The sequence below is a fragment of the Thermoanaerobacter sp. A7A genome (genome assembly GCF_000445185.1).
Classification (GTDB): domain Bacteria; phylum Bacillota; class Thermoanaerobacteria; order Thermoanaerobacterales; family Thermoanaerobacteraceae; genus Thermoanaerobacter.
Map to the genome: position 1 here is coordinate 1 of NZ_AVAF01000176.1, position 26755 is coordinate 26755.

The window sequence follows — 26755 nt, forward strand, 5'->3', positions numbered from 1 at the left end:
CAACCGCTGTGGTTGAGCTCTTTTGTTTCTACTTTACAAATTGGCTTAAGTGTTTTAATCCTAAAAGAAGCCCTTCTTTTACTTTTTCTTCACTGCCTTCATATAGAGGGTCTTCATGTTCTATGCTTATTACCCCATCATATCCATTGTCTTTTAGCGCCTTTATAAACTTGCCCCAATCTACATTTCCCATACCTGGCATTCGGTATCTCCAGTATCCAAACTCTCCATGCGTTCCTGTGTAAAGCTGTCTGTTGAAAACTCCATATCGCTTAAATTTATCCTCAAACACTTCTGTGTCTTTTGCGTGTACATGAAATATTCTATCTTTAAACTCTGGTATCACATCTATATAGTCTATAAACTGCCAAACAAGATGGGAAGGGTCAAGATTTAAACCAAAGTTTTTAGAAGGTATCCTTCTAAACATCTCCTCCCAAAGCTCTGGTGTAAAAGATATGGTTCCTGGAAGGCCAGGTACCTGCCATCCTTCCATAGGGCAATTTTCGATTATAATTTTTATTCCTTTGTCTTCCGCATAGCTTATTATATCAGTAAAAACTCTTTCAAATTCATCAAAATTGTCTTTTATGCTCTTTTCAATGTTTCTCCCTACAAAAGTCCCCACCATGTCAGTCCCAAGCATTTTAGCTACATCAATGCACTTTTTTAAGTGATTGTTTATAAACTTTCTCTTTTCTGGGTCTCTGTCAAGGTTGTTGTCATAATATGCAAGAGATGAAATTGTGAGCCCGTACTCCTTAAAATATTTTTTTATTTCTTCCGCCTCTTCAGGTGTGAGATTTTCTACATCTATGTCACTTGCAGAATAATCCCTCGTATTGTCTTTAGGCCAGCATGCAATTTCCAGTGATTTAAACCCATTTTCACTTGCCCACTTAGCTTTTTCTTTAAGAGGCATATTCCCAAGACATACTGTTAAAAATCCTAAATACATTTTACATTTCCTCCTCTAAAATCTTTTTTAAATTTTCAAAACTAATTTTCACACTTTCAATTGGAGGTCTTTTACACACATCCTGTTCAACAATTAGCCATTTAACTCCATTTTCTTTTGCAATTTTTATTACTTCTTTAAAATTGATAATTCCATTTCCTATTTCAGTAAAAGACCTGTCCTTTTTATCCATGTCTTTTAAGTGAATCAAAGGTAGTCTATTGGAGAATTTTTTAAGATATTCTACCGGTTCAACTCCCGCATATGTAACCCAATACGCATCGATTTCAGCCTTTACAAGGTCTTTATCTGTATTTTTGTAAAGTATATCAAGTCCATATTCTCCATCGTATATTTCAAATTCGTGATTGTGGTTGTGATAGCAAAACTCAAGTCCCTTTTCCCTACACTTTTCACCTATTTTATTAAACAACTTTGCTGTTTCAATATAATCCTCTCTTGACTTGTACTCATTCCACGGACAGACGATGTATTTATTGCCTATTTCAAGGTTATAATCTATCACTTCCTCAAGATTGTTTTTAAGTAATTCTATTCCTACATGACTACCAGCAGCTTTTAATCTTAATTTATCAAGCGTTTTTCTTAATTCTGATGCTTTTAAACCGCCATATCCTGCAAACTCCACTCCTTCGTATCCTATTTCCGCAACCTTTTCAAGAGTACCTATAAAATCTTTTTGTGTCTCCTCTCTCAAAGTGTAAAGTTGAAGTGCTATAGGTATACTCATTTTAATTTTTTCCCCCTTTAACCTAAAACTATTTCCTTACCTTTTTCAGATGATTCATAGGCACCGTCTATTATTTTCATGAGAATTGCCCCTTCTTCAGCAGAAGCCAGAGGCTCTTCGTCATTTTTTATACAGTCAACAAAATGTTCAAATTCATTTAAAGGCGATTTTGGATAATTGGTGTCGGGAACTATGTCAATCAATGTATCAACAATTTCCGAAAATACTTTAAGCTGTCCGTTTTTAAACCATATGCCACCTTTATCACCTAAAATTTCATAGTAATTGTAATCTCCCTCAATGTTGGAAGCCCAGCTGAATTCAAAGTCAATTGTGGCACCATTTTTAAGCCTTACAAAGCCTACTGCCATATCCTCCACATCGTAAATTCCATCCCCGCTTTTTGCATAATTCCAGCTGTTTAAACTGTTGCTATTTGAAAACTTAGAATAAGTAGCTGCTGACACAGATTGCACCTCTGGGTATCCCATGAAATACAAGACTAAGTCTAAAAAATGTACACCTAAATCAATTAATGGGCCTCCTCCAGACAATTTCTTATTTGTAAACCATCCGCCCTTTCCAGGAATGCCTCTCCTTCTCCTCCAGCCAGTCTTTACATGGTATATTTCGCCTATATACCCTTCCTCTATATATCTTTTTACAAACAAAGATTCATTTGTAAACCTATTATTTAATCCTATCATAAACTTCCTTTTGTATTTATTTTTTGATTCAATGACCTCATAAGCTTCCTTTGCATTTAGAGTTATAGGTTTTTCACAATGCACATGAATTCCCTTTTCCATCGCTTTTATAGAAATAGGTGCATGTAAATAATTTGGGGTACACACGCTTATAAGGTCTAGTTTTTCTCTTGCAAACATTTCTTCATAATCTGTATAAACATGAGGTATATTGTACTTTTCCGCTAATCTTTTTGCAGCCTCTATATCCGGATCAGATATGGCTACAATTTCAACATCTTCTACTTTTGAATAACCATTTAAGTGTTTGTAATCAGCAACTGACCCTGCACCAACACATGCATATTTAAGTTTTCCCATACAAAAGCCTCCATTTACCTGTTAAAATATACTGGTTCTCCTGTTTTCGCAGATGTATAAATAGCCTCTAGTATCTCAGTTACTACAAGAGCTTCTTCTGGCTTTACAACCGGCTCTGTATCGTTTATGATGCAATCAATCCAAGCTTTTGCTTCTAAAAATCCTGGGTCATCTGATTTACCTTCATAGAAATCTACTCCACCTACATCAGTAGAAACTTTAGTTGTATAAAGCCTTCCAAATTTCTCTCCATTTATGCGAAGTCCATCTCTCATGTCAGCTCCGCCTTCTGTTCCACACAAAGTGGCCATAGCCTCGCCAACCTCTAAAGTATTTAAAGCCCAACTGGACTCTAATATAATGGTAGCCCCATTCTCCATTACTATAAATCCAAAAGCTGAATCTTCAACTGTGAACTTTTCAGGATCCCATGGCCCCCAAGCATTCGCAGCATTTGCTCTTTTGCCTAATTTATAGTAGGCGCTTCCCATTACAACTTTAGGCTTATAGTTATTCATCATCCACAATGTCAAATCAAGGGCATGTGTTCCTATATCGATTAAAGGCCCACCACCTTGCTCTTCTTCATTTAAGAAAACACCCCATGTAGGTACCGCGCGGCGACGTATAGCATGAGCCTTAGCAAAATATATTTCCCCTAATTCACCATTTTGACAAACTTTATGTAAATATTGAGAATCTGGTCTAAAGCGATTTTGATACCCTATAGTGAGTTTCATACCTGTTTTCTTATATGCTTCCACCATTCTTCTGGCATCTGCAGCAGTCTTAGCCATAGGCTTCTCACACATTACATGTTTTCCTGCATAAAGAGCATCAACAGTTATGTCTGCATGAGACTTGTTGGGAGTACAAACATGAACCACATCTATCGTTTTATCTTCAAGAAGTTTTTTGTAATCCGTATATACTTTCGCGTCTTTTGTACCATATTCTTTTGCCGCTTTTTGAGCCCTCTCTTCTATGATGTCACAAAAGGCCACCATTTCAACATTGCCTAGTTTTGCCAAAGAGGGCATGTGTTTGCCAAAAGCAATTCCTCCACAACCTATAATTCCTACTCTAAGTTTCTCTTTTACCATAAAAATTCCTCCCCTAATTATATTTAAATTTGTATTTTAAAGACAAAACTTTATTCTTTATTTTACTGTTGACTCTCTTATTATTAGCTCATGCTCTAAAAAAATCCTCTGTGGTTCTTCTAATTTGCCACTCATGTGTTTTATCAGTAGTTCCATAGCAACACATCCTAAATCGTATTTTGGCTGTGAAATAGTTGTAAGCATAGGGTCATACATAGAAGCAAAGCTTATATCATCAAAGCCTACAACCGCTATATCCTCAGGGACTTTAAGCCCTTCTTCCTTTATCGCTCTTATAGCTCCAATAGCCATGATATCAGAAATTGCAAATATAGCAGTAGGCCTTTCTTCCATCGCCAAAAGCTGTTTCGCTGCTCTTACTCCGCTTTTAAAGCTGTAATCTCCGTATTTTATAAGCTTTTCGTCAAATTCTATCCCTGAATCTTCAAGAGCTTTTTTATAACCCGCTTCCCTCTGCTTCGTAGATACAAAGTTATTTTCACAGCTTATCATTCCTATTTTTTTATGTCCTAAACTTACCAAGTGCTTTACTGCTTTGTAAGCTGCAGAAAAGTTGTCTATAGATACATATGAAACGCCAGCTCCTTCTATGTATTCACAACACTGAACGACAGGATAATTTTGGCCTATCAATGTCAATTCTTCTTTTCCCATCACAGGCGCCATAAAAATAACGCCATCCGCTAATCTGTTTTTTAAAATTTCAAGGTATACCTTTTCTCTGTTAATATCAGAATCAGTATTGCAAAGCATTACATTATAACCATTTTTATGGGCTACATCTTCTATTCCTTTTACAACCCTTGCATAAAAAGGATTTGAGACATTAGGCATCAAAGCCAATATCATTTTTGTTTCAGAACGTCTTAAATTTCTTCCAAGGAGATTTGGATGATAATTTAATTCTTTTATCGCTTTTAATACTCTTTCCTTTGTTTCTTCAGACACCGAGTCACTGCCATTTAAAACTCTTGATACTGTTGCAACAGAGACTCCTGCTCTTTTAGCAACTTCTCTAATATTAGCCATCATAACCTCCTGTGTAACAGATTACATAATATTTTTCATTGATTTTCAGAGACATATCTAATAAAATGTGTAACGCATTACATTTACTATTATACCTCTAAATTAAAAAAAATCAATAGCAACAAATAAATTTTCATACTTTTATTTTAAATTTTGTTTTTTTACTTAAAAAAGACTGCCGAAGCAGTCTAACAAAATAAAAAGCATCGAAGTAAAAATACTTTACCTCGATACTATATTTTGCTGTTAAAATATTCTTCTGAAACTTGAAGCTGATTTTTTAAAATCTCTTTCCATAAATATTTTGGAATTTCACCACTTCCCATTGAAACTTTTGTCCGTCTAACATTGCCATTTTTATCACGTTTAACGTAGAAATAATGATCCGTTTGTTTGTATAACTCCCAACCGTCTCTTTCACAAAAACGCTTTAATTCTCTCCACGTCGGCATTTTATTAGTTTTTTTACTCCTTCATGACTATCTTGTAATAAGACATTTAAAATATATGGTAAATGTTTTTTACGGTTAGGAGCTGAATACCAATATTGAAAGTCGTTATAAAAATCTTCTGCATATTCAATTAAATCATTTACTAAACGATTTAAAGCTTCTTCTTCGTTTTTTCCATTAGCAACAATATCAATTTCGTTTAATGAAATTGTTACACTCCCATCCTCTTCTTTAAAAATATTTGCTGTAAATGTATATACTTTTAACATTTCTTTTGCCATTTCTAAGTTTGAAACAAAAATATAATCTTTTGTGCGCTTAATAATTTTTGGCTTTTCACGAATGACCGAATTGATAAAATCACTCCATTCATTTCGAGCATCTGTTGCATTCACTGTAAACATTTCATTCATTCCCCCTTTTTCACCTCCATTATATCATATTATGTGCAATATGTACAGTATGTACATATTGCTAAGTTTTTATACAAAACAAATTTATTCCGCCTCTTTGTGAACCGAAAAAGCTCAACCTTATCGGTTGAGCAAAACTATCATTCTAATGTTTTTATCTGCTCTTCAAGAGCTTGTATCTTATTTTTAAGGTATTCTAATTGCTGTAGTGCTTGTTGTTTTTGTTGCATCATCTCTTCTTTTTGACTGCCTTGCTGTCTTAATTCTTCCATCTTATTTTTAACTGTTTCAACTATTTTTTGTTTGCTATTGTCAAAAAATTCCATAGCTTTATTAACAGCATCTTGCATCTCTTCTATGCTCTTTTCTATTGATGGTTTCATATTTTCTTTTGCTTTTGGGTAGAGCATTAAACTTAAAGCTGCTGCTCCAATCCCCCAGTAAAGCTTTCTGGAGGAAAGAAATTTTAAAATACCCATTTTCTTCTCTCCTCCTCTCTTTTGTTCCATTAATATTTTGCCCTCAATTTTTTATATAATTTAATGTGTTATTTACCAAAAATCATAACTTTTGTTATCGCTTTATATAAATCCTTTGCATTATATTTTTCACTAATTCTAGAAAAATATTGTAAAAATTCTTCTATTGTCTCTTGCCATATATTTACTATTTCATTCTTTTTAGACGGGTCTTTTTTATATTCCTTAAAAGACAATTCCATCGCATATTTTAAGGCATCAACTGCCTTTTGAAATTCTTTTTTTATGTCATCCATTATTATTTACCCCCAAAAAAGTATAATCTAAAGATAATATATGAAAATTATCACGATAGTGTCACAAAAAAATAAAAAATGAAAAAAGGGGACGGTTCCTTTTATCCGAAAAAATTCAGACAAACGTCGAGTCAGACACCGGGGACGGTTCTTTTTGTCCGAAAATCGAGTAGGAGGCGGTGACTAACCGCCGTCCTCTCACACCACCGTACGTACCGTTCGGTATACGGCGGTTCGGTAAGTAAATAAGCGGACTTTCACCGCCTAGTTATCACCCATGCCGGGCGCACCCACAAAAAGCTCTCCAGAAGATGGGGAACTTTTTGTTTTGTCCTTTTATAGAAGACACTATCTCATCAATGGATGCGATAGAACAATTGAAAATTTTGGTGTCAAACGTAGAAATAAGAGAGAAAAATTTCGTTTTATTCATGACTTTTTATTACAAGCATACTGTCTTCCTTAGAAATTTCCAAATTATAAAACTTTCTGCAGGACTCCATAATCGTCTTTATAAGTTTTTCCTGACCAGTTATTTCGAGTAAATGTATGGATTTAGATAAAGAGTCTTTGTATTCTTCTCTGCCGAGATTGTACTCTGCAATTGCTTTTCTAAAATACAAAAGTCCTAGGCTACTTAAGGTGTTGTTCTTTACACAGGTTTCTATTCCGAGATTTGCATAATGTAGAGATTCTTCAGCAAGAGAAAGGATATGATAGTTATAGGATATATTGTAATATATTTTTATTTTTGTTTCCCATTCCTCTGGTGATAAATTTTCCTAGCAGAACAAAAGCATTTCAAGGCTTTTTTGTACACCTTCTGTTTTTTTGATAATCAAAGCCATATTCATTAAAATTCTAATTTCCATATCGCTGTAGACGAAATCAGTGTAATTAGAAAGAGAAAAGTTGGGAATAGTAAATTCCATCGCTTTTTGAAGCTTTTCCATAGCTTTTTCATAATTTTCATTGATTGTTTTTTCAAAGACAGAGTTAGCGATTAGTAAAAGTTGATTTAATAACTTAGAATAATATAGGCTCATATCACCTTTTTCAAGCAATTTCTTTAACCTATCAATATCATCTCTCAAACTTTCAAAATCTCCGCTTTCAAGTTTCTTTTCTAGAGAGGATTTTATGTCAAAGAAGATAGAATAATCTTTTAATCTGTATTTTAGGAGCAACTCATTTAAATCTTTTTTATAAAGGTGTGACAAAAGATCTAAAGTTTCCTGTTTGGGTAGAACCTTACCGTTTTCAATTTTTCTAAGAGTATCTCTATTAATAAAGCCATGCTTAGAAACATCGCTTTGGGAAAGCCCCAGAGATTTGCGAATATTTTTAAGTTCTTCACCAAATGCTTCTAAATCGTAATAGAATTCATCCATTTTTTAACACCTCATGCCGATTCAAATCGGCTTGAAATTATGTTGGTTATTATCTATTATATAGTTAAAAGAAGGAAATGTAAAGAGCAGGTGAAGATGGAATGAAGAAGAAGATATTAATTATGTTCTTTGTTGTAAACATTTTATTTACATCTTGCCTTTTCAACGTATTAGGAGGAGGAAAAGTAGCACCATTATGGGAAGAAGATGCAATAGAATTGCACTCTTATAATTCCATTGGGATAGAGAGATAGTCTGTCCAAGATTGGATTTTAAATAATTAGGTTCTATAATAAATGTTGGGATTGGTAAAAAGCCCATAAAAAACAGCACACTTATTCTGAATGCCTGCTATAATAAAATTGGCTAAAACTATAAAATTTATCAAAAGGAAGCATCAGAATAAGTGCATACTAATTGTATCACAAAATTTTTGAGAGCTGAAGATATAATTTTTGAGGATATATAGAAGATAAAGAGGAAATAGAATTCCACATAAAAATGAAGCCAAAACCTCATATTTGTCCAGGATGCAAGAGATTAACGTCAAAAATACATGACTATAGAATACAAAAGATAGCAATAGATAAATTTCATTTTACAAGATATGTGTATTAGGCAGTAGAGAATGTAAGAAAGAGGGTACAACAAGATTTATCAGATGGTAAGAGGAGATATTTTAAAAGAAGTAGGCGGTTAATTCTTGGAAAATTCTTAGAAAATTCTTGGAAAATATGATACATTTGTTTGGCAACAAAAGGAAAAATTAGAGGTAATGTTTTGGTATAATGAAGATTTAAAGATGGCACACAGATTAAAGGAGAATTTTAACAATGTATTAAAATGCAAATCTTCTGAAGAAGCAAAAAAAGAATTAAAGAAATGGATACAAATGGCGAAAGAGAGTGAAATTCCAGAATTCATGCGATGTATAAAAATATTTACAAATTGGTTTGAAGAAATAGTCAACGCATTTGACGTACTATATACAAATGCTCTTACAGAAGGATGCAATAACAAGATTAAAGTACTTAAAAGAAATGCATATAGCTACCAGAATTTTTACAGATTTAGATAGAGGATATTATATTGTATGACTTAGAAAGTTAAAGCTTCCCCGATTACTATGATTATATAATGCTGATTTTTATTACTTGATGTCAAAAAAATTATAAAAATTATTTTTTTGAGCACACACTCTTTCCTTTAATTTTGCTGTTTCATTTATAAAATTTACAATAACTATATTATATTTCAATATAAAACTAAAGGGCGGGTATTCAGAAAAAATACCCACCCCAATTCTTGACAAAGAACCTTTATTTTTTTTATTTTTTAGACTATTTATTAATAATGTGGCGTTATCCAATAAATTGAAATAAAGATAGAAAATTCAAAACATAAAATATATTTCATACCATTCACGCCAATTTTTCGACTTATCGCGCCAAGTATATTGAAAATTTGGATTTATTTGTTATAATTGAAATTAAAATTAATAAGTATTAAAGAGGGAGGGAGGTGAAATAAATGAAAGATTATATTACTCCAAGATTTATGAAATTACAACGAATTCGTAATTATCTTGTTGCTAGAAGTGGTTGTGGTATGTGTAAACACGCCTATTTATAAATTTATTATAATTTAAATCAATTTTAAAAGGGGTTTTTATCCCCTTCTCTTTTTTAATTGAAGTTTTTGGAGGGGTATGAATTGTTAAAGAAATTACCATCGCGTTTCGGACTGCTTTTAATAGGTCTCTTTATTACCACACTGGGTGATTGGTTTACTTTTATTGCTTTGTCCATGAGAACTTTTGAAGAGACGGGAATGGGAAAATCGGTAGGTTTATTATTGCTTGCCAGGGTTATTCCCAACGCAGACAAAGGGGACAGTTCCTTTCATCTGAAAAATTCAGACAAGAGTCGAGTAGAGAACTACTTTACAGCGGCACCCCCTCACAGAACCGGACGTGCGTTATTAACGCATCCGGCTCTTCATATCATCATTTAATTTTATCGTAGCTATAAGTATATACTTACATAGATTTTTGGTGTTGCTAATGGAAATTTCATCAGAAGTTTTTCGTATTTATCCCAGTTTAATCGATGCTTTTGTGACCTTCTTTTTAGCGTTTTGAATAATTGTCTCCTGGTCAAATAGAAGAAACTACCTATACTTTTACTGTTATCTGTGATTCCATAGTATCTGTAGTGTCCAAGCAATTTTATGTTAAGTCGCTTTATTAATTGATTTACTGGCTCATGAATATTTTTTATCTTTAATTAGCTATATTTATACTGTTACCACATTTCCTACACTTATTGCCTTCCAATCCTTTTACATTAACATACCAGTTTTGCCTCTCTACAAGCAAATTACCGCAATAAGGACAATGTGTATTATTATCAAATCCCAATACATTCCCTACATAGACAAAATTTAAATATTTTTTCCCTATCTCATAAGCTTTTTGAAGTGTAGCTATAGGAGTAGCTGGATTATTCATTTGATAATTTGGAAAATATCTTGAAAAATGTAAAGGTATATTTTTGTCAATTTGAGAAAGCCATTTTACTAAGTTTTCTATTTCTTCTTCTTTGTCATTTAAATCGGTAACAACTAAATTAGTAACCTCTACATGGCAATATTTCGAAACTTCTTCGACGGTCTTTAAAACGGGTTCTAATCTTCCCCCAACAATCTTTTTATAAAAATCCTCTGTATAAGCTTTTACATCTATGTTCATGGCATCTACATAAGGAAGTATCTTTTTTAATGGTTCTAAATTTATATATCCGTTTGTCACAAGTACAGTTTTTAACCCCTCTTTTTTAGCTTCAATCAATCCATCGTGTATATATTCATACCATATTGAAGGCTCGTTGTAAGTAAAAGCAATTCCTATATTGTCTCTTTGTCTTTTTGCTGCAGCAATCAATTGTTGGGGAGAGATGTAATCTCCCTCCCATTTTTGATGTGCTATTTCCCAATTTTGACAAAACTTACACTTTAAATTGCAGCCAAAAGTCCCCACAGAAAATATATATCTGCCTGGATAAAAGTGATAAAGAGGCTTTTTCTCAATTGGGTCCATTGCTACAGAGGTTATAATTCCGTAATTTTCAGTCACTAATATTCCGTTTATATTTTTTCTCACATTGCAGACCCCGTACTTCCCTTCATTTATACGGCAATTGTGAGGACATAATAAACATTTTACAACATTATTCTCTAGTTTTTTATAGAACATAGCCTCTTTTAACATTTTAAAAAGCGCCACATCTCCATTATTTAACTCAAATGGAGAAATGGCAATCCCTCCCTTTAAGTTTTTATTTATGCCTTTCAACTTCAAATTTTTCTATGGTGTAATCCTCATCTGGACTAATTCCAGCTTTTCTCAAGGCAATAGAAATTTGTTCTTCAACAGTATTTACTCCTTCTAAGTCAGGTAAAAGCAATCCTGAACGATAGCCTTTTCTCACTATTACTCCGTATTTTTTGGGGTTAAGTTCTTGTTTTGATTTAACAGGTTGAGGAGGTGTCAAAACATCCACTGAATACTCAATATCCTTCAGTTCATACTCCTCTACAGGTTCAAAGCGAGGATCTTCAAAACCTGCACTTATGGCATTTTTTATTATTTCTTCTGCTATATTCTTTCTCTGTGGAACTACTGTACCTATGCATCCTCTAAGTTCCCCATCTTTATGAAGAGAGACAAATACTCCTGCTCTTTTTGTATACATTTCTTCAGGCAAACCTTTTGGAACTGGCATTGGTTTTCTATATTTCACATAATATTCAAGGCTTTCTCTTGCAAGTTTCACATAGTGGTCTTCTTTTTGCCTTATTTCTTCAATTCTCTGTCTTTTTAGATTGTATAACTTTTCTAAAAGGCTTGTTTCCTTATACTGATCCACTTCAAATTGCGCAACACCATATCCTACGCCAAATGGCCCTTCATGGGATAATACTTTCGCTTTGACCTCATAACCATCAAGAACTCCCAACATGACACAAACAGACCTAAACCCACACTCTGCGGCTTCTTCAATTAAGCCTTTGTCCATTCCAATTATTTCTTCTACCTTCATCTCAGAAAGCAAGTCTAGAAGTTTTTTGTCAAAAACTTCTCCCTTTGGCGTATAGCCATTCGGACTATTGGGAGTCAATTTGTGAGATAAATCCCCACTGGCGATAAAAACGACCTTTTTGTTTGAATTTCTTATAGCATCTCCAATTGCAGTGCCAAATTCATAAAGCTGTTCAAAGGACAAAAATCCATAAGAAATATGGACTAATTTAAAGTTAGAATAATGTTTTGTAACAAAACATAAAGGTACAATAGTTCCATGGTCAAGCTTTTTTGGAAGCGCATATTTTTTGGCTAATTCATCATCTATTTCTGCAATAGGTATATCTCTCTTTCTCGATTCTTCTACAATTTTTTCAACAAGTTCTAAATCATTCTCAAATTCAAACCTTACACCTCTTGCACCAAACTGTCCAAGGTCTCCTTCTAAACTAGAAAAAACAGTCACTGCCACAGCATCTCTAAAAACGTATCCATGAGGAGTGACAACTATTATTGTATCAGGCTTTTTTTCTTTTATGTTGCTTGAAACAGTATTAAGTGAATCTATCGTCCTTTGAATCTTTTTTTCTTCTCCTCTCCCTACTTCAGGTACGATTATAGGTGGATGAGGCATGAGATAACAAGACAACAAAACTCCCATTTTTTAACACCTCGAAATGTAATTTGTCTTCATATATTGATTATACCACAATAACAAAAGCTTCATCCCTTATAAATTAATATTAGGGTGAAGCTCTTTAAAAATTACATAATTCTATTGCCAGTATTAATTATTTCTCTAACATGCAAATTAGATACTTCAAAATCACTAGTTTTAAATACATCTTGAAACCTATTTTTCTCTAAATCCTACCTCTTTTATACCTTTTTGCACATATTGATTTTTCATAAAATACTTCCAAACAAATCCAGTTCTGTAGTTTTCAATCATCAGCAAAGATATTCCCTTGTCAATGCCTATTACATCTTTATCAAACCATGGAGGTGAAACGTCTAAATTATATGCATCTTTAAATCCATATTCTCCCCACAATTGAGGAAAATTTTTATAATAATACTCAAGAGCTGCAATTGACTCCTTTGGCAAAAAAACTATTGAACCAGCCGCACCAGAAGGTGGAACTGTCCCATCAACATAATGTTGTGTATTATCATATCCTGAAGGAGGAGCACCATATTTACCATTATAACCTTTAGGTCCATCACATGCTGTAACTCCCCATGAATTCTCTCCAAAGGTTTTAAATTTATTTTTGTTATCTATGCAAAACTTTCTATTGCTTTCAATGGCTATAATAGAATTTTCCCACCAATCAACTCCTTTTTTATCCACCATATTTCTAAGGTCAAACCAAGCAAAAGAAAACTGATAAGTGAAAATAGAGCCAAACCAAGAATGAATAAACCTTTTACCTCCATCATATGCCGCAAAATGTCTTTGAAAATCGTAAAACATTTGCGGATTCGTAGGGTACGTTGGAGAAGCAACACTTAAAAAATACATCATCAATTGTTCTGCATAAAAATCCCAATGTCCGGCAAACCCTTTTTCTGGTGTATATGCCATATAAAATTGATTTTTATTAGGATCAACAAACCATTGCCAATTAACTCTTTTATATAATTGTTCTGCTTTATCTTTTATTTCTCCTCCAAAATATTCACCTGCAGTGATTGCGCCACACAGCAGAATGCTAGTATCAATTATAGAAATTTCGGAATTCCATGCTCTTCGCCCTGTATCTATATTAACAAAATGATAAAAAAATCCATTTTCTTGTGAAACATTATTCAATAAAGTATCTAAAGTTCTAGATACTCTCTCATAAGCCTCATCATATGGCACCCATTTTCTTTCTGCTCCAATAGCAATCGCTGTCAATCCAAAACCAACAGAAGCGATACTCGATATTTCAGGATTTCCGGGAGCTCTATCTCTTATCAATCCATACCCTTTACTATTTTTATCCGTGTTAGCTTCTTTCCAAAAAAAATTAAAACTTTTTCTGCTCTCAAGTTCTAATATTGGTGGATCCTTAGGATTATATACTATTTGTTTACTATTTAAACTAAAAAGGAAAATAACAGAAAAAACAATTGCAAGACTCAAAAAAGTGCTTATAATTATTAACCATCTTTTTCTCACACTAATCCCCCTATTCTCCCGTTATGCCAACACTATCTATACTCTCAATCAATCTTTTTTGGATGATAAAATATATTACAAGTAGCGGCAGTATTGTCAATAAAGTTCCTGCCATTCTAACAGCCTCGTTTAATCTATCGGTAATAACAACTCAGTGCCAAACATTCTCTGATAAGTATCAACAAATTTTTGAAGTTGTAGTGGCAAAGTCCTAATAGCATCACCAAAATATAGGGAAGTTAAATAAGTTTCGTTCCAATACCACACCATTGAAAGAGCAAAAGTAATTACAAAAGCAGGAACTGCCGATGGAATAGCAATCTTTAAAAAAACAATAAAATCATTAGCACCATCAATTTGTGCTGCTTCTTCAGTAGACTTAGGTATCATGCTAAAAAATTGATAAAAAATCAAAATAAATAATGCTTGATTTATTCCCTGTCCAAATATCGCAGGAACGAAAAAAGCTAAAACATTTTTTAACATGTGTAATCTTTGAAATATTAAAAACCTTGGAATCATAAGCAACTGTTGTGGTATTAAAAAAGTTATTATCATCAAAAACAAGAACAGTTTTTTTCCGACGAAATTGTATCTTGCAAATCCATAGCCTATAAATGCCGAAGATATTACTTGAGCTATTGTTGTAATTAGAGTCACATAAAGTGTCTCATATAAAGTTGGAAAATAATTTAAAACCTTCAATGCTTTTGTATAATTGCCATAAAAAATATGCGTTGGAATCCAATTGACCATTGGATTCAGCAAATCGTTTAAGTCTTTCATGCTATTAGCAAACATATATATAAGCGGATATAAATATACAAAGCCTATACCTATAAGAAGAGAATAAATAACTAAATTAGCTATTAAACCATTTGACTCTTTACTTCCAAAGAGAATCTTTCGTATTTTCGCAGTATAAAGTACCTCGTTCATTTAAGCATTCACCTCTTTTCTTTTAATCAGATGTTCCTCTTAAAGCAAAAAGTGCGTAAACCCCTAAAATTATTAAAATAAATATTAAATACAACCAAGCCAAGGCAGCTGCATATCCAAAACCCGTCTCTAATTTAAACATATTTATCTTTATAATTGAAGATATAGGATTAAGTTCAAAATTTGATAAAAGAATTACAGTATAAATTATATTCACTACTATTAAAGGCTTTATCGATGGTAAAGTTATTTTCCAAAAAATTTCCCACATTGTGGCACCATCAATTTTAGCTGCTTCATAAGCATTTACATCCATTTTCTGAAGTCCACTTAAAAAAATTAATATTTGTATTCCTGAAAACCATAAAATCGATATAATATTTGAAAAAATATAATTCAAAGGCTGAGAAATTATTAAAGGCAAACTTTTTGTCAAATTATTTATATCAACTAAATCTGCCATACCTGGAATCTTTGTTGCGCCTTGTGATACTAATTCATTTATTACCGGTCCACTGGTTATAACCACGGGTAGAAAAAAGATTGTTCTAAATATCCCTTTAAATTTTATTTTTGAATTGAGCAATAACGAAATAATTAAAGCAAAAACTACAATAATAGGTACAGATAAAATCAATTGTATAAAAAATGTAACTAATGCATTTAAAAAAGATACATCTGTAAAAAATGCATATTTGTAATTATCAAATTTTACAAATTGAGTTATAATACCCGAATCCGCGGTGATTTTAACTTTATTAAAACTTAAATACAAAGAATAAAAGATAGGATAAGCAGTAAATATAAAAAATCCAATAATCCACGGCGCAGCAAAAATATATCCATAAATATTTTTTCTCTTCATTTTAAACCACCGCCTAAAATAAGATAATTTTTAGCTTGTACAGTTTTCCCATTGTAAATATAATCTTTGTCCTTATAATTTACAATAATCGATACCCCATTAGAATAATCTACCTTAACAACTTTATCATCTAAAATTTCTCTTGAAACAATTTTCTCACCTTTTACGTATTTAAGCGCATTATTTACTTTGTTATATTGCCTGATTATTAAGTCTTTCAAATCATAATATCGTGAAGAAATTATATTTTTAGACGGGGTATCTATTAACATATATGAAGGCATATATGTTAATAAAAACGACGGATATACTCCATATTCAACCATCCTAAGAGTTTCCTCATTAATATCTGCATAATAATTAGAAATAGGCGCATAAAGGTCAACATATCCCCTTAAAACAATCTGTAAAAACGGCACTGTATCAGTTTCATAAGTATATTGCGATGAATACATAGGGATATCCAAAAAATTGTTAGCATATTTAAACAAGTATTCATTAGGTGCATATAATGAAATACTTGTAAAATCTTTGTGCATTTCTTTAAATAATTTTTTATATATATCAATACTTTGCGATCTTGTTACATTTCTACCCTCTAAAAAGTTAGAAAACAAAACAGATGGCGTTGTGTTTACAGCTATTGAAGAAATATTATATTTTTTGAAATTCTCTCTATCCATCTCAAATTTTTTTAAAGCTGCACCAGGTGATAGATAAAAATAATCTTTTAAATCTTTGCCCTTGTTAAATTGTATTGGCCTTTTGTTAATTTTATAAGCAATATCTGTACGTGGGTTATAGCCTCCAGCTCCTTGATAAGCAGTGGTAAAATCTGTAAATGATGCAATTTGAATATCATCAACCTTTTTTCCATCAAAAAAATCTTTAAAGTCATTATAATTCCCAAGCCTTCCATCGAAAGGAAATAATTGAGGTAAAGTTCCTGTATAGCCTCCTCTTGTAATACCTTTATAGATAACTAAAAAATTCGGAATACCAGATTTTTTAAGATCGTCAAGAATATATTCTGCTTGTTTTACTTTTGTCATCACAACAATACTATTCCATATGATCCCTTTTTTCATTTCTCCACCGAAAAACTCTATTCTTAGTGGAATTCCTCTATCATTGCGATCTATAATATTAGGAGATAATAATCCTCTATTTATTAAATCTTGTTGATACCTTTTTGCCATACCAACATAATCTGCTTCATTATTACTTAAAAATGCAATTTTTATTTTTATATCAAACCTGTTCTTATCTTTTTGATAGGTTAAAAATCCATCCATATTCTTACTAATTGGCTGAAAATATTTATTTCTATAAACAAACTCAGAAGTAACCCAATTAAAATCTGTAGAAACACCTGCAGGATAACAAACAATATTTGCATATTCTGCTCCACTTTCAATGATTGCCAAATACCCATCTTTCCCTACGTTATGAATCATACCATAGACCGGTATAAAAATTCTTTTAGGTGATACATTTGTTAAGTTATTAATAAAATTGCTTTTACTGTTTTCCTGCGTATTACTTATTGCCTCGTCATTGCCATAAATTCTCGCCACATAAGGTTCATCAATTTCTTTTACAGGTTTATTAAACCTTATTAGTGCACCACTGCCATCCGGAATAAATATATATCCATTTCTTTCTCCATCTTTAACAGCCCCTAAAAAGGGAAATAATTCTATTGAAGCTAATGACCCCTTAGAATCTTTAATTGATTCATAAGGTACCTTAACATCTAAGCTGTCATCATTTAGCCTGAGATAAATATCAAAGCTTATCCCAATGTCTTTAAAATCAACATTGGCTTTTACACCATCCTCTATTTTGTCGAAACTTAGATTAACATTTTTATCATATATTGTAGCTTGTCTCTTGTTAAAATTCGTATCATAATAATATATAACCACTAAAGACTTAGCAAATCTTTGCCATTCTTCATTAAGTCTCTCTTTCTCCGTATTTTCCAAGTTAAAATTCCACACATATCCTGTAACTTTATTTTTTATTTTTATAGAAAAAGGATTTCTATCAATGTACAATGAGAGATGGTTATTTTCTGCTACTTTTTCATATTGAACCCCTATACTTCCAATTGTTACATTATTATTTTGTTTTTCATCTTTTTGTGTAAAATTATTTGTATTTACAGAAATATATAGATTTTCATTATTAGCATAAGCATGGCTCTGTTTTCTAGCAATAAAAAACATAGGTGTTAAAAAAAAGCTCAATAACAAAATCACGACTAAAATTTTTTTAAACACGGGTTACCACCTCTTGAATAATGTCATATATAAACACGTATAATTGATTCCAGACCACATATAAAACAAAAGCTACCAAAACAACAATCACCATCGAAAAAAGAGTCGTAAATATATTCGCAAGTGCACCAAAGTAAGAATAATCATGTATTTGTACAATCATAATATATATCAGAACAATCGACCAAACAATTGCTAATTTAAATCCAAAGTCATATAGAAAAATTTCATTTAATGTCAAAACATTTGAAAGTAGCACCAAAGGTATACTAAATACTATATAGGGTGATAAAGCATAAGCAATGCCCACGTATATATCCCTAAATCGTCCTTCTCCTTCAGTTATATTGCTTACTAAATAATTCATAACTATCCAAAGTAACAAAGGTATAAAAATTTTCAATCCTTCTGCAAATATGGATACATTTTGTAAATCAACATCATTAAATATAAAACCAGTATAATAAATCCTAATAACTTGTATTACAAAAATCAAAATATACAATATTGTAGCAGCAGCAATTCCTGGTTTATTTTCCCAATGCAATTCGTAAAAGGAATCAATTGGATGCTTTAAAAACTTGAATATCATATTTAAGTCTCTTACAATCTTAATGTTAAAAAATCGAATATAAACTCTTTTTAAAGGATATAAAAAGTTTGTTTTTTTATTTATAAAAAACAATATTCTATATAGCACCCATAGACTAAAAAATATAGCTATAAACTTCCCTAGATTTTTCATTAAATAATTTTGTCTTATTTCCCAAAAAGCATTTGAATATTCCTTTTTATCTTTCGCTAACTTAAATTCTAATAAAGCTTTTTCATATTCTTGCTGCTTATAATAGGCTTTTCCCATAGCTTTATGAGCCAAAAGAAAATCACTGTTCATTCTCAAAACATTTTGCCAATGTTTCTGGCTTTCCACATATAGTCCTTGATTGTAAAGATAAAGTCCTTTATGTATCTCATTTGCATACTCCGTAGGCTTAAAAACAGTTATATTTCCCAAATCTTTGTCAAGTACATAAACTCTTCCTTCTTTATCCACAACAATACTTGAAGGATTTTTAAATAACCCGACTCTTAAACCTGTTGTACTTTTATTTCCAAAAACAAACAACAAATTCCCAAAATTATCATACTCATAAACAAATCCATTGTCATCCACAGTGAAAATATTTCCATTATCGTCAACCGTAATATCGACATCATTAGGAAAAAACTTTTTATCTTTTTCAAACATATCAAGTCCAGCAACATTTAACTTTTTTATGTTTTGACTCTTTATATCTCTCGTATCAGTGTAAATTATAGACTGATCATCTATTGCTATATTATCTGGGGAAGGAGGAACTATTTTAAACAACTGACTTATCTGAGATTCGGTATAAAAAAATCTTTGCAGTATTTTTAAAAAACCTAGATTTGTAGTGTTAACTCCAAAATAGCCTAAAAATTCTCCATCTTTGTTAAGCTGTATTACACCGTTGGTAGAACCTTCGCTTATCACGTATATATTATCTCTTTTATCAACAACTAATTTTTTGGGTTTAAATTTCGATTCCTTCCCAAATAAAGGAGAGATTGGCTTCTTAAAAGTTTTTAAAAGTTTTCCTGTTTTATCAAAAATATATACAGCTTCATTCCCATAGTCAGCAACATAAATATATCCTTCATCATTGACAAATAAGCCAGTTGGCTGATTTAAGATACCTTTTCCAATATTCTTAACTTCACTTCCAGCTTTATTTATTATAGATATTGCACCATTCCCTGTATCTGCAATATATTTATTCCCTTCTTTATCTATAAATAAATCTTCTGGATTGTTGAAATTTCCATATATTACTTCCACCGGCACATAAGGAATTTGTGTAAGAACAATCTTCCCGTCAGGATTCATCGTCCACACAGAATACGGAACATCAGAAAAAGCAAAGGAGGGAATTAGTGTTGATATTAATAAAAAAATTACTATAATAAATTGTTTTCTTTTTTTATTCATTTCTATCACCTATCTATTTAATTCCAGAATAAGCCATTGTATTCATAACATTACTTTGCAAAATTATGAAGATAACAAGGTTCGGTATAAACATTATTAAAGTTGCAGCTGCAGCCATACCTTGACCAGCAACCGTATTACCTACATTTGATGTAAGCGTGCTCATATAAAATGCAAATGTCCGCAAACTTTCATTATTGACATATAAATTTGACGTTTCAATATTATTCCATGCAATTTGGAACGATAAAATTGCAACTGTAGCAATAGCAGGCTTGATTAGTGGTAAAATAATTTTTCTATAAATATAAAAACTTGATGCTCCATCAATTTTTGCAGCCTCTATTAATGAATCAGGTATTTGATCTAAAAACTGTTTAATCAAAAATAATCCCACTGGCATAGCCATTAACGGCAAAATGTGTGCAAAATAAGTATCTATAATGTGAAGCTTTGAAATTAAAAGATATCTCGGTATAGTAACAGCTGTACTTACAAACATTAAAGCTAATGTATTAATCTCAAAAATAATATTTTTAAGTTTAAATTTCATTTTGGACAGAGCAAAAGCCGCTGCAGTACTAATGAAAATTGTAATAATCATAATAGTTGAAGTAACAAAGATACTATTAAAAAGATATCTTGTTACCGGAATACCACTTTCACTAGTAGCACTAAATAAATTTCTAAAATTTTGCAATGTCGGCTTCTGTGGAAAAAAAGTAGGTGGAAATGCAAATAACTCATCCAAAGGTTTAAACGCGTGAGAAAAAATAAAAATAATCGGCAAAATCATGAAAATAGCTAAAGGTATTAAAATTATATAAAAAGGCAGTTGACTTTTATCAAATTTAGCAGGATTAATTTTGGTACCACTAAAAGATGCCATAGCTCTACCCCTCCTTCAATCATTTTCTCCAAATAATCTCCAAGCAACTTTTGATATCCAGTAAACCATAAGCAATAAAATAACTGAAATAGCTGCTGCATAACCCATTTCATATCGTATAATACCATAATCTTCAATATGGTTAACTATCAGTTGTCCTGCATAATTAGGTGTTGGATTAGCGCCAGACAGCATAACTCCAATCGCACCATTTTGGAACGTATTTACTACTGCCATAACTGCACCAAAAAGCATCTGTGGTTTCATCGATGGAATAGTTATATAAACTATTTCTTGTAATCTATTGCTAATTCCATCAATATAACCTGCTTCATACAAGGTAGGGTCAATGTTTAAGACTCCAGCTAACATCGCTAAAAAACCTAAACCCATACTGCTCCATAAAGACACTATTATCATTATTGGCATTAAATAATGTGGAGATTGTAGCCATTGAATTGGTTGATTTATAATTCCTAAGCTTAGTAATAAGCTGTTTAAATAACCTGTTTGGTCTCCATTAAAAATTACTGTCCATACAACGGCCATCGCTATTCCTGTCGTCATAGAGGGAGAATAGATTAAAAGTGCTAATATAGTTCTGGGAAGTTTTGGAATTTGTGCTAGCATCCATGCCAACAAAAAAGACAGAATATATCCGCCCGGTCCTACAATTAAAGCAAACTTAATAGTGTTAGGCAAAACATACTGCATAAATACATCATCATTTGTAATAAGATCTATATAATTTTTTAGCCCAATAAATTTTGGGAATTGAAGCCCATTAAAATTTGTAAAAGACAATATTATCGCAATAATAATAGGAAATACAATAAAAGTAGCAAATAAAATCAAGTAGGGCAGCATAAAAAGATATGGTTCTTTTGAAGTTGTATTTCTTTTTATAATACTCATACTATTTTTTATCATTTTTCATCCATCCCTCTACCATCTCAACAGTAGGTATTTTATATGGTTTTATAACTTTGCTATCTTTGATATAACCAAACTCTTCCATTTTGCGCCTTATCTCTCTATTTACAACAATCGTCGCATCATCAATAGCACTTCGAGGGTTTTCACCATCAAAAACAATTTTGTTCCATATATTGCTTATTTCTCTTTCTAACATATAGCTGCCCGGAGTTTTTGGTACTTCTTTTATCCATTTCCACTGTTCTAAAATAACTTCTTTTTGCTTTGGATCTAATGGAAGCTTCTTGAAAGCTTCTATATTTGCAGTATTCCAGAGATATTCATCCCCATAGGATAGTCTTAAATTATTTGCAAATTCTATTTGTGTATCCGTAGACATCCACCATTTTAAAAACTCCCAAGTTTCATTTTTTTTATTGCTTTTATTAAAAATAACACAAGATTGTGCAGAACCAGGCACCCACCTTTCTACCTCTCCATTTTTATTGACTACCCCCGGATAAAGGCTTATGTCCCAAAGCCCCTTAATTTCCGGAGCCGCTGTTAAAAGCTGAACATAAGTTGTGAAATTTGATATACCTATTGGCAAAGTACCGTATCGAAAATGGTTATAGAAGTTTGGTACTTGCATCGGCAAGCTATAAGTAGTAAACAATTCACTCATAAGCTCAATGCCTTTCAATGCTTCTTCACTATTTATTGCCGTACTCATTCCATCGCTGCTATATAATTGTCCATTATATTGATAAATAAAAGGCACTGTTACCATAAAAGGCTTAAACCCACCATAACCAGCTATAGGTGCATAAAAATTCATACCGTATCTCTGCAATTCAGGCAAAATTTTTATAACATCATTCCAATTATCTGGAACAGGTAAATTTAATTTATCAAATATATCTTTTCTGTAAAATAACACCCAGAAATCCTGTGTTTCAGGAATCCCATAAACTTTGTCGTCTATAATGTAAGGAAGAAATGCACCAGCTGAAAAAACTCTTATAAATTTATCAAAATCTTTAAATTGCCTTAAATCATAAACGGCTCCTCTTATAGCTAATTCATAAGGTAACCAATTGCTTATTCCTAATGCTGCATCTGGCTGCTCACCTGCTGCATTGGCCAATATCAACTTTCCTTCATCAGGCATAATAGAAAAATTAACTTTATAACCCGTCTTTGTAGTAAACTCATTATCCGCCATTTTTTGCATTAACTCTACATAAGGTCTTGGCCTATTAACCCATATATTTATCTCATTTCCTGTATTAGCAACCATTTGATACGGATTATTGTAAAAAGACAATATAAATCTTTCGATACTATCTTTTAATTTAGTTAAAAGTCCGACATTTGGTTTTGGTAAAATAACTTTACCACTATATACATATATTTTATTAACGGAAAATGGATTGTCTTCTAAACTATTTGCCAAAGTGCTAAGATATTCTAATACCGAAGAAGATCCTTCTGACAACATAGTGAGCCTTTTTGGAATATCATTTGGCTTTTCCCGTAATTTTTTTAATTGAGTAATTGACATTTTTATAAGAGTGGCTTCCATTGAATCTTGCTGAGTTTTATCGATAGCATTTAAATATTGTAATTCTTGTTTTAACTGGACTTCCCAGTTATACAATCTATCATTTATATCCGGTATATAGTCCGTAATTGTCCAATCTCGATAAAGGTCAATATTATTGCCAGTAAGCTTCCTTATATCTAGAGACAAATTATTAATTTCTTTGATAATTTCATTAGTTTTTTCAATTACTTGTTTAAAAGGCGAAGCATTTACTTCCAAAGTTATAAAGTGCTTTCCTTTAGTTAAATAAAACTTGTATGGTTTACCTTCTTCATCTGATAACACATAATTACTCCAATTAGTGGAAAACATAAATCGAATTTGCTTTGCTTCTTCAAAAGGTATTTTACCATCAATGTATAAAGTTCTAAAAACCGGCCTATTAACTTTTAAGTCTTGCCTGCCTTTTAAAGCAATATTATAATATCCATCTTTTTCAATATTGATTTCCCAAGTTACTTTTTCCCCTGATTTATTCCAGGATTTCCCATCAACAATATTAAACAAATCATATTTTACACTGTAAGGAGATAAATCTACATCTCTTTCTGCTTTAATCCTTGTCCTTAAATTGTTTTTGCTATATATTTTTTCACCATCATACGAATGGAAAAAGTCAAATGCTTTATCACTTGAAACTTGATTTAAATATTGTTGATAATTAATGATATTTTCTTCAGATTTTATATAAGCATCACCAACAATAGCATCTTCTCCTATATTAGAAATAGTAATTATATTCCAACCTTTTTTTAGATAAAACTTTAAAGGACTGCTCTCCAAGTGCATTGGATCTTGTACATCTTCATTATACCATTTAAATATTTTTATTTGTCTTGGGAGGATCTGATTTCCGTATCTGTCAGTATCAAATACTTCTTTGGCATATTTCCAATCGTAAGGAAAAGCAATCCTCCTTGATTCATAAAACTGAAAATTATTATTTACTTTTATTGAAACTTCAAAATTTTCGCTAGAATCATCAACTGGATAATAATCCAATGCCAAAATATATAAAGCATCATTTTCCACATTTACCCTAAAGGAAATTTCAGAACCGCTTTTAAAATAGACAGCCTTACCATTATATCCTTTGTTTTTAGGAAATTCGAGGAAATAAGCACCACCCTTTAATAGAAATTCAGAAGCCGGTACAGTCATATTAAACTGCACAGAATCTGCTATACCTAAACTACGCCACTGCTCTAAAACTTTGTAATATTGGGGTTCCAATAAAATGTTATTCGTAACCTTTGAAGTAGTTTTTACAGTATTCTTTGTCGAGTTATCTGCTTTTACATAAGTAGGATAGAAAACACTAGAGAGAAGAATTGATGTAATTAAAATAAATATAATTACTTTTCTCATTTGTACCGGCCTCCTGAATATAAAAGTAAACAGTCTTATTTAATTGCTTTTTCCGCTTCTTGATATTTCTCATTTGCTAACTTATTAAGTTGATTTACATAATCTTCTATCTTGAGACCAAGTTTAGGAGCATTCCATAAAACATCTCCAATTGTTGCATTATCTTTATCACCAATCTTAATACCTGTTGGAGCATTCCACCTTGCATCTACATAGCCTGGAATAAATTTAAATCCTTCTACAAAACTATTATTAATATTATCATAAGCTTCTTTCAGTCCTTCGACATTTGCTAAAGAAATAAATTTATCTATTAACTCTTTATCATTCATAATAGGCAAGGAATTCACATATATTCCTGATTTTTGGGCTAATTCAAGACGTTTTAAATAACCCTCTTTTGAAAAAGACATCCATTTTGCAAATTCATATGCTTCTTGAGGATGTTTAGTTGATTTTGATATTCCAAGATAGTCCAAAGTTACTGGAGTTCGACCATTAGGAATTCCGACAAATGCCCAATTAAAATTAAGGTTTTTCTTAAAATCCGGTATCATCCAAGTTCCATCCCAATGAATAGCTACATGTCCAGTTTGCCAAGCATTAGCATCTTTACTTCCTGCAATTTTGGCCTTTTGTTCATCACTTAAAGCATTGAAAACAGCACCAGCTTTATCAAAAGTCTTAGCAAGATTTATGCCATCAATGAATTCCTGTGATGTCAAATTAAATCCTTTCCCATCCCATGTATACCAACCGTATTTATTAGAAACAGCTCCAGGATACCAGTCTATTATTTCGCTTTCATTGTCTAAACCTATAATTCCTTTGCTAGGTTTAGTTAAATCTAATACAGCTTTTTTAAATTCGTCAACTGTAAATCCAAATTTCAACGGCGTGATATTCTCTTTATCAAAAATGTCTTTATTGATGTAATATCCCATAAAGTGCTCCGCAAAAGGAACTGCATAAATTTTACCATTGTAATTGATTGTATCTGTTATATTCTTAGGAATTTGATTCCATTCGTTATCATTTTGAGCAAGAGATGACAAGTCATATAACCAACCATTAGCAATACCTGTTGGTACATTTATAAGCATAAATACATCAGGCATTTCTCCAGAAGCTGCAGCTGTAGCTAAGCTTCCATTCCAATCTTGTGTACTAATTGATTCGTCAATTTCTACTTTTATGTTAGGATGTGTTTCCATGAAAGCTTGTATCATCTGTCTTTCAAGATTATTTTCTTCCTCTGTTCCAAGATTCCAATTGGCATATTTAATTGTCACGACTTCCTTTGTTGCAGTATTAGAATTCGAACTTGTTTCAGAAGTGTTAGAGGCACTGTTACTAGTCTTAGAACAACCTGCTGCCAAAGTAATAAGAAGTATCGTCATGATTATGGCTAACACTCTTTTAAAATTTTTCATAAAAATCCCCCATTCTTCCTTAATTTTTTATAATATAACAAGTTATATAAGTATAACTTGTTATATCCACGAAAATGTGTAATCGTAATCAATGTGCCTGTAAAAAATTCTGATACTTGTTATTACTACATCAGAGTAATATTTTTTGGGAAATTTAGTGAAACGTTTCGATTAATTTTAGTATATCACCTCCTTTTAAGACTGTCAATAAGTTTTTTTATTTTTTATTTAATTTT

23 protein-coding genes and 1 pseudogene are annotated in these 26755 nt (G+C 31.8%); 3 read left to right on the top strand and 21 right to left on the bottom strand.

What is annotated here, in order from left to right; all coding sequences use genetic code 11:
- Positions 1-28: 28 nt before the first annotated feature.
- The 10 genes and pseudogenes from M663_RS0114040 to M663_RS14945 all read right to left on the bottom strand — a co-directional run bounded on the left by M663_RS0114040 (position 29) and on the right by M663_RS14945 (position 7960).
- Positions 29-958: a sugar phosphate isomerase/epimerase family protein gene (locus tag M663_RS0114040; protein ID WP_004404801.1), complete on the bottom strand. Its 930-nt coding sequence runs from the start codon at positions 956-958 to the stop codon at positions 29-31.
- Between the two features lies 1 nt (position 959).
- The gene (locus tag M663_RS0114045; protein ID WP_029689391.1) at positions 960-1709 is read right to left on the bottom strand and encodes a sugar phosphate isomerase/epimerase; all 750 of its coding nucleotides are present in this window, start codon (positions 1707-1709) and stop codon (positions 960-962) included.
- 17 nt (positions 1710-1726) lie between these two features.
- Positions 1727-2776, bottom strand: a complete 1050-nt coding sequence (locus tag M663_RS0114050; RefSeq protein WP_029689392.1) for a Gfo/Idh/MocA family oxidoreductase — start codon at positions 2774-2776, stop codon at positions 1727-1729.
- A gap of 14 nt (positions 2777-2790) precedes the next feature.
- Positions 2791-3879: a Gfo/Idh/MocA family oxidoreductase gene (locus M663_RS0114055; protein WP_029689393.1), complete on the bottom strand. Its 1089-nt coding sequence runs from the start codon at positions 3877-3879 to the stop codon at positions 2791-2793.
- A 57-nt stretch (positions 3880-3936) separates the two neighbouring features.
- Positions 3937-4929, bottom strand: a complete 993-nt coding sequence (locus M663_RS0114060) for a LacI family DNA-binding transcriptional regulator (protein ID WP_029689394.1) — start codon at positions 4927-4929, stop codon at positions 3937-3939.
- Between the two features lie 233 nt (positions 4930-5162).
- Positions 5163-5381: a type II toxin-antitoxin system HicA family toxin gene (locus M663_RS0114065; protein ID WP_003869404.1), complete on the bottom strand. Its 219-nt coding sequence runs from the start codon at positions 5379-5381 to the stop codon at positions 5163-5165.
- A complete protein-coding gene (locus M663_RS0114070; protein ID WP_029689395.1) occupies positions 5360-5785 on the bottom strand; it encodes a hypothetical protein in 426 nt (141 codons plus the stop codon). The genes M663_RS0114065 and M663_RS0114070 overlap by 22 nt, the downstream gene beginning before the upstream one ends.
- 149 nt (positions 5786-5934) lie before the next feature.
- Positions 5935-6273: a hypothetical protein gene (locus M663_RS0114075; RefSeq protein WP_004404828.1), complete on the bottom strand. Its 339-nt coding sequence runs from the start codon at positions 6271-6273 to the stop codon at positions 5935-5937.
- Between the two features lie 68 nt (positions 6274-6341).
- A complete protein-coding gene (locus M663_RS0114080) occupies positions 6342-6569 on the bottom strand; it encodes a hypothetical protein (protein ID WP_029689396.1) in 228 nt (75 codons plus the stop codon).
- 425 nt (positions 6570-6994) lie between these two features.
- Positions 6995-7960 (bottom strand): annotated as a pseudogene (locus tag M663_RS14945) (helix-turn-helix transcriptional regulator).
- Between the two features lie 101 nt (positions 7961-8061).
- On the opposite strand from M663_RS14945, the gene M663_RS15780 reads away from it, so the two are divergent.
- The 3 genes from M663_RS15780 to M663_RS0114105 all read left to right on the top strand — a co-directional run bounded on the left by M663_RS15780 (position 8062) and on the right by M663_RS0114105 (position 9973).
- A complete protein-coding gene (locus tag M663_RS15780; RefSeq protein WP_273702762.1) occupies positions 8062-8214 on the top strand; it encodes a hypothetical protein in 153 nt (50 codons plus the stop codon).
- Positions 8215-8681: 467 nt separating this feature from the next.
- Positions 8682-9038, top strand: coding sequence for a transposase (locus M663_RS14950; RefSeq protein WP_337954506.1), 357 nt, complete (start codon positions 8682-8684; stop codon positions 9036-9038).
- Positions 9039-9673: 635 nt separating this feature from the next.
- Positions 9674-9973, top strand: coding sequence for a hypothetical protein (locus tag M663_RS0114105; RefSeq protein WP_029689397.1), 300 nt, complete (start codon positions 9674-9676; stop codon positions 9971-9973).
- 268 nt (positions 9974-10241) lie between these two features.
- Here the strand turns inward: M663_RS0114105 and amrS are convergent, their stop codons facing one another.
- The 11 genes from amrS to M663_RS0114160 form a co-directional block, all read right to left on the bottom strand.
- Positions 10242-11243: an AmmeMemoRadiSam system radical SAM enzyme gene (gene amrS / locus M663_RS0114110; RefSeq protein ID WP_273702768.1), complete on the bottom strand. Its 1002-nt coding sequence runs from the start codon at positions 11241-11243 to the stop codon at positions 10242-10244.
- 52 nt (positions 11244-11295) lie between these two features.
- Positions 11296-12702, bottom strand: a complete 1407-nt coding sequence (gene amrA / locus M663_RS0114115; RefSeq protein WP_029689399.1) for an AmmeMemoRadiSam system protein A — start codon at positions 12700-12702, stop codon at positions 11296-11298.
- Positions 12703-12894: 192 nt separating this feature from the next.
- Positions 12895-14208, bottom strand: coding sequence for a glucoamylase family protein (locus M663_RS0114120; protein WP_273702763.1), 1314 nt, complete (start codon positions 14206-14208; stop codon positions 12895-12897).
- A gap of 129 nt (positions 14209-14337) precedes the next feature.
- Entirely contained in the window at positions 14338-15147 is an 810-nt protein-coding gene (locus tag M663_RS14955; RefSeq protein ID WP_273702764.1) for a carbohydrate ABC transporter permease, read from the bottom strand.
- Positions 15148-15169: 22 nt separating this feature from the next.
- Positions 15170-16012 (bottom strand): sugar ABC transporter permease, encoded by an 843-nt coding sequence (locus M663_RS0114130; RefSeq protein ID WP_029689401.1) that lies wholly within the window; start codon positions 16010-16012, stop codon positions 15170-15172.
- Positions 16009-18297, bottom strand: a complete 2289-nt coding sequence (locus M663_RS0114135; RefSeq protein ID WP_029689402.1) for a DUF5696 domain-containing protein — start codon at positions 18295-18297, stop codon at positions 16009-16011. Before M663_RS0114135 ends, M663_RS0114130 begins: the two co-directional genes overlap by 4 nt.
- Positions 18290-20308: a YIP1 family protein gene (locus M663_RS0114140; protein ID WP_029689403.1), complete on the bottom strand. Its 2019-nt coding sequence runs from the start codon at positions 20306-20308 to the stop codon at positions 18290-18292. Before M663_RS0114140 ends, M663_RS0114135 begins: the two co-directional genes overlap by 8 nt.
- A gap of 13 nt (positions 20309-20321) precedes the next feature.
- Positions 20322-21197 (bottom strand): carbohydrate ABC transporter permease, encoded by an 876-nt coding sequence (locus tag M663_RS0114145; protein ID WP_029689404.1) that lies wholly within the window; start codon positions 21195-21197, stop codon positions 20322-20324.
- 15 nt (positions 21198-21212) lie between these two features.
- Positions 21213-22127 carry a sugar ABC transporter permease gene (locus M663_RS0114150; RefSeq protein ID WP_273702765.1) on the bottom strand — a complete coding sequence of 305 codons (915 nt, stop codon included), beginning with the start codon at positions 22125-22127 and terminating at the stop codon, positions 21213-21215.
- On the bottom strand, positions 22114-25086 hold the full coding sequence (locus tag M663_RS0114155) for an extracellular solute-binding protein (RefSeq protein WP_042805435.1): 2973 nt from the start codon (positions 25084-25086) through the stop codon (positions 22114-22116). The genes M663_RS0114150 and M663_RS0114155 overlap by 14 nt, the downstream gene beginning before the upstream one ends.
- A 35-nt stretch (positions 25087-25121) precedes the next feature.
- A complete protein-coding gene (locus M663_RS0114160; RefSeq protein WP_029689407.1) occupies positions 25122-26519 on the bottom strand; it encodes an extracellular solute-binding protein in 1398 nt (465 codons plus the stop codon).
- Positions 26520-26755 lie beyond the last annotated feature (236 nt).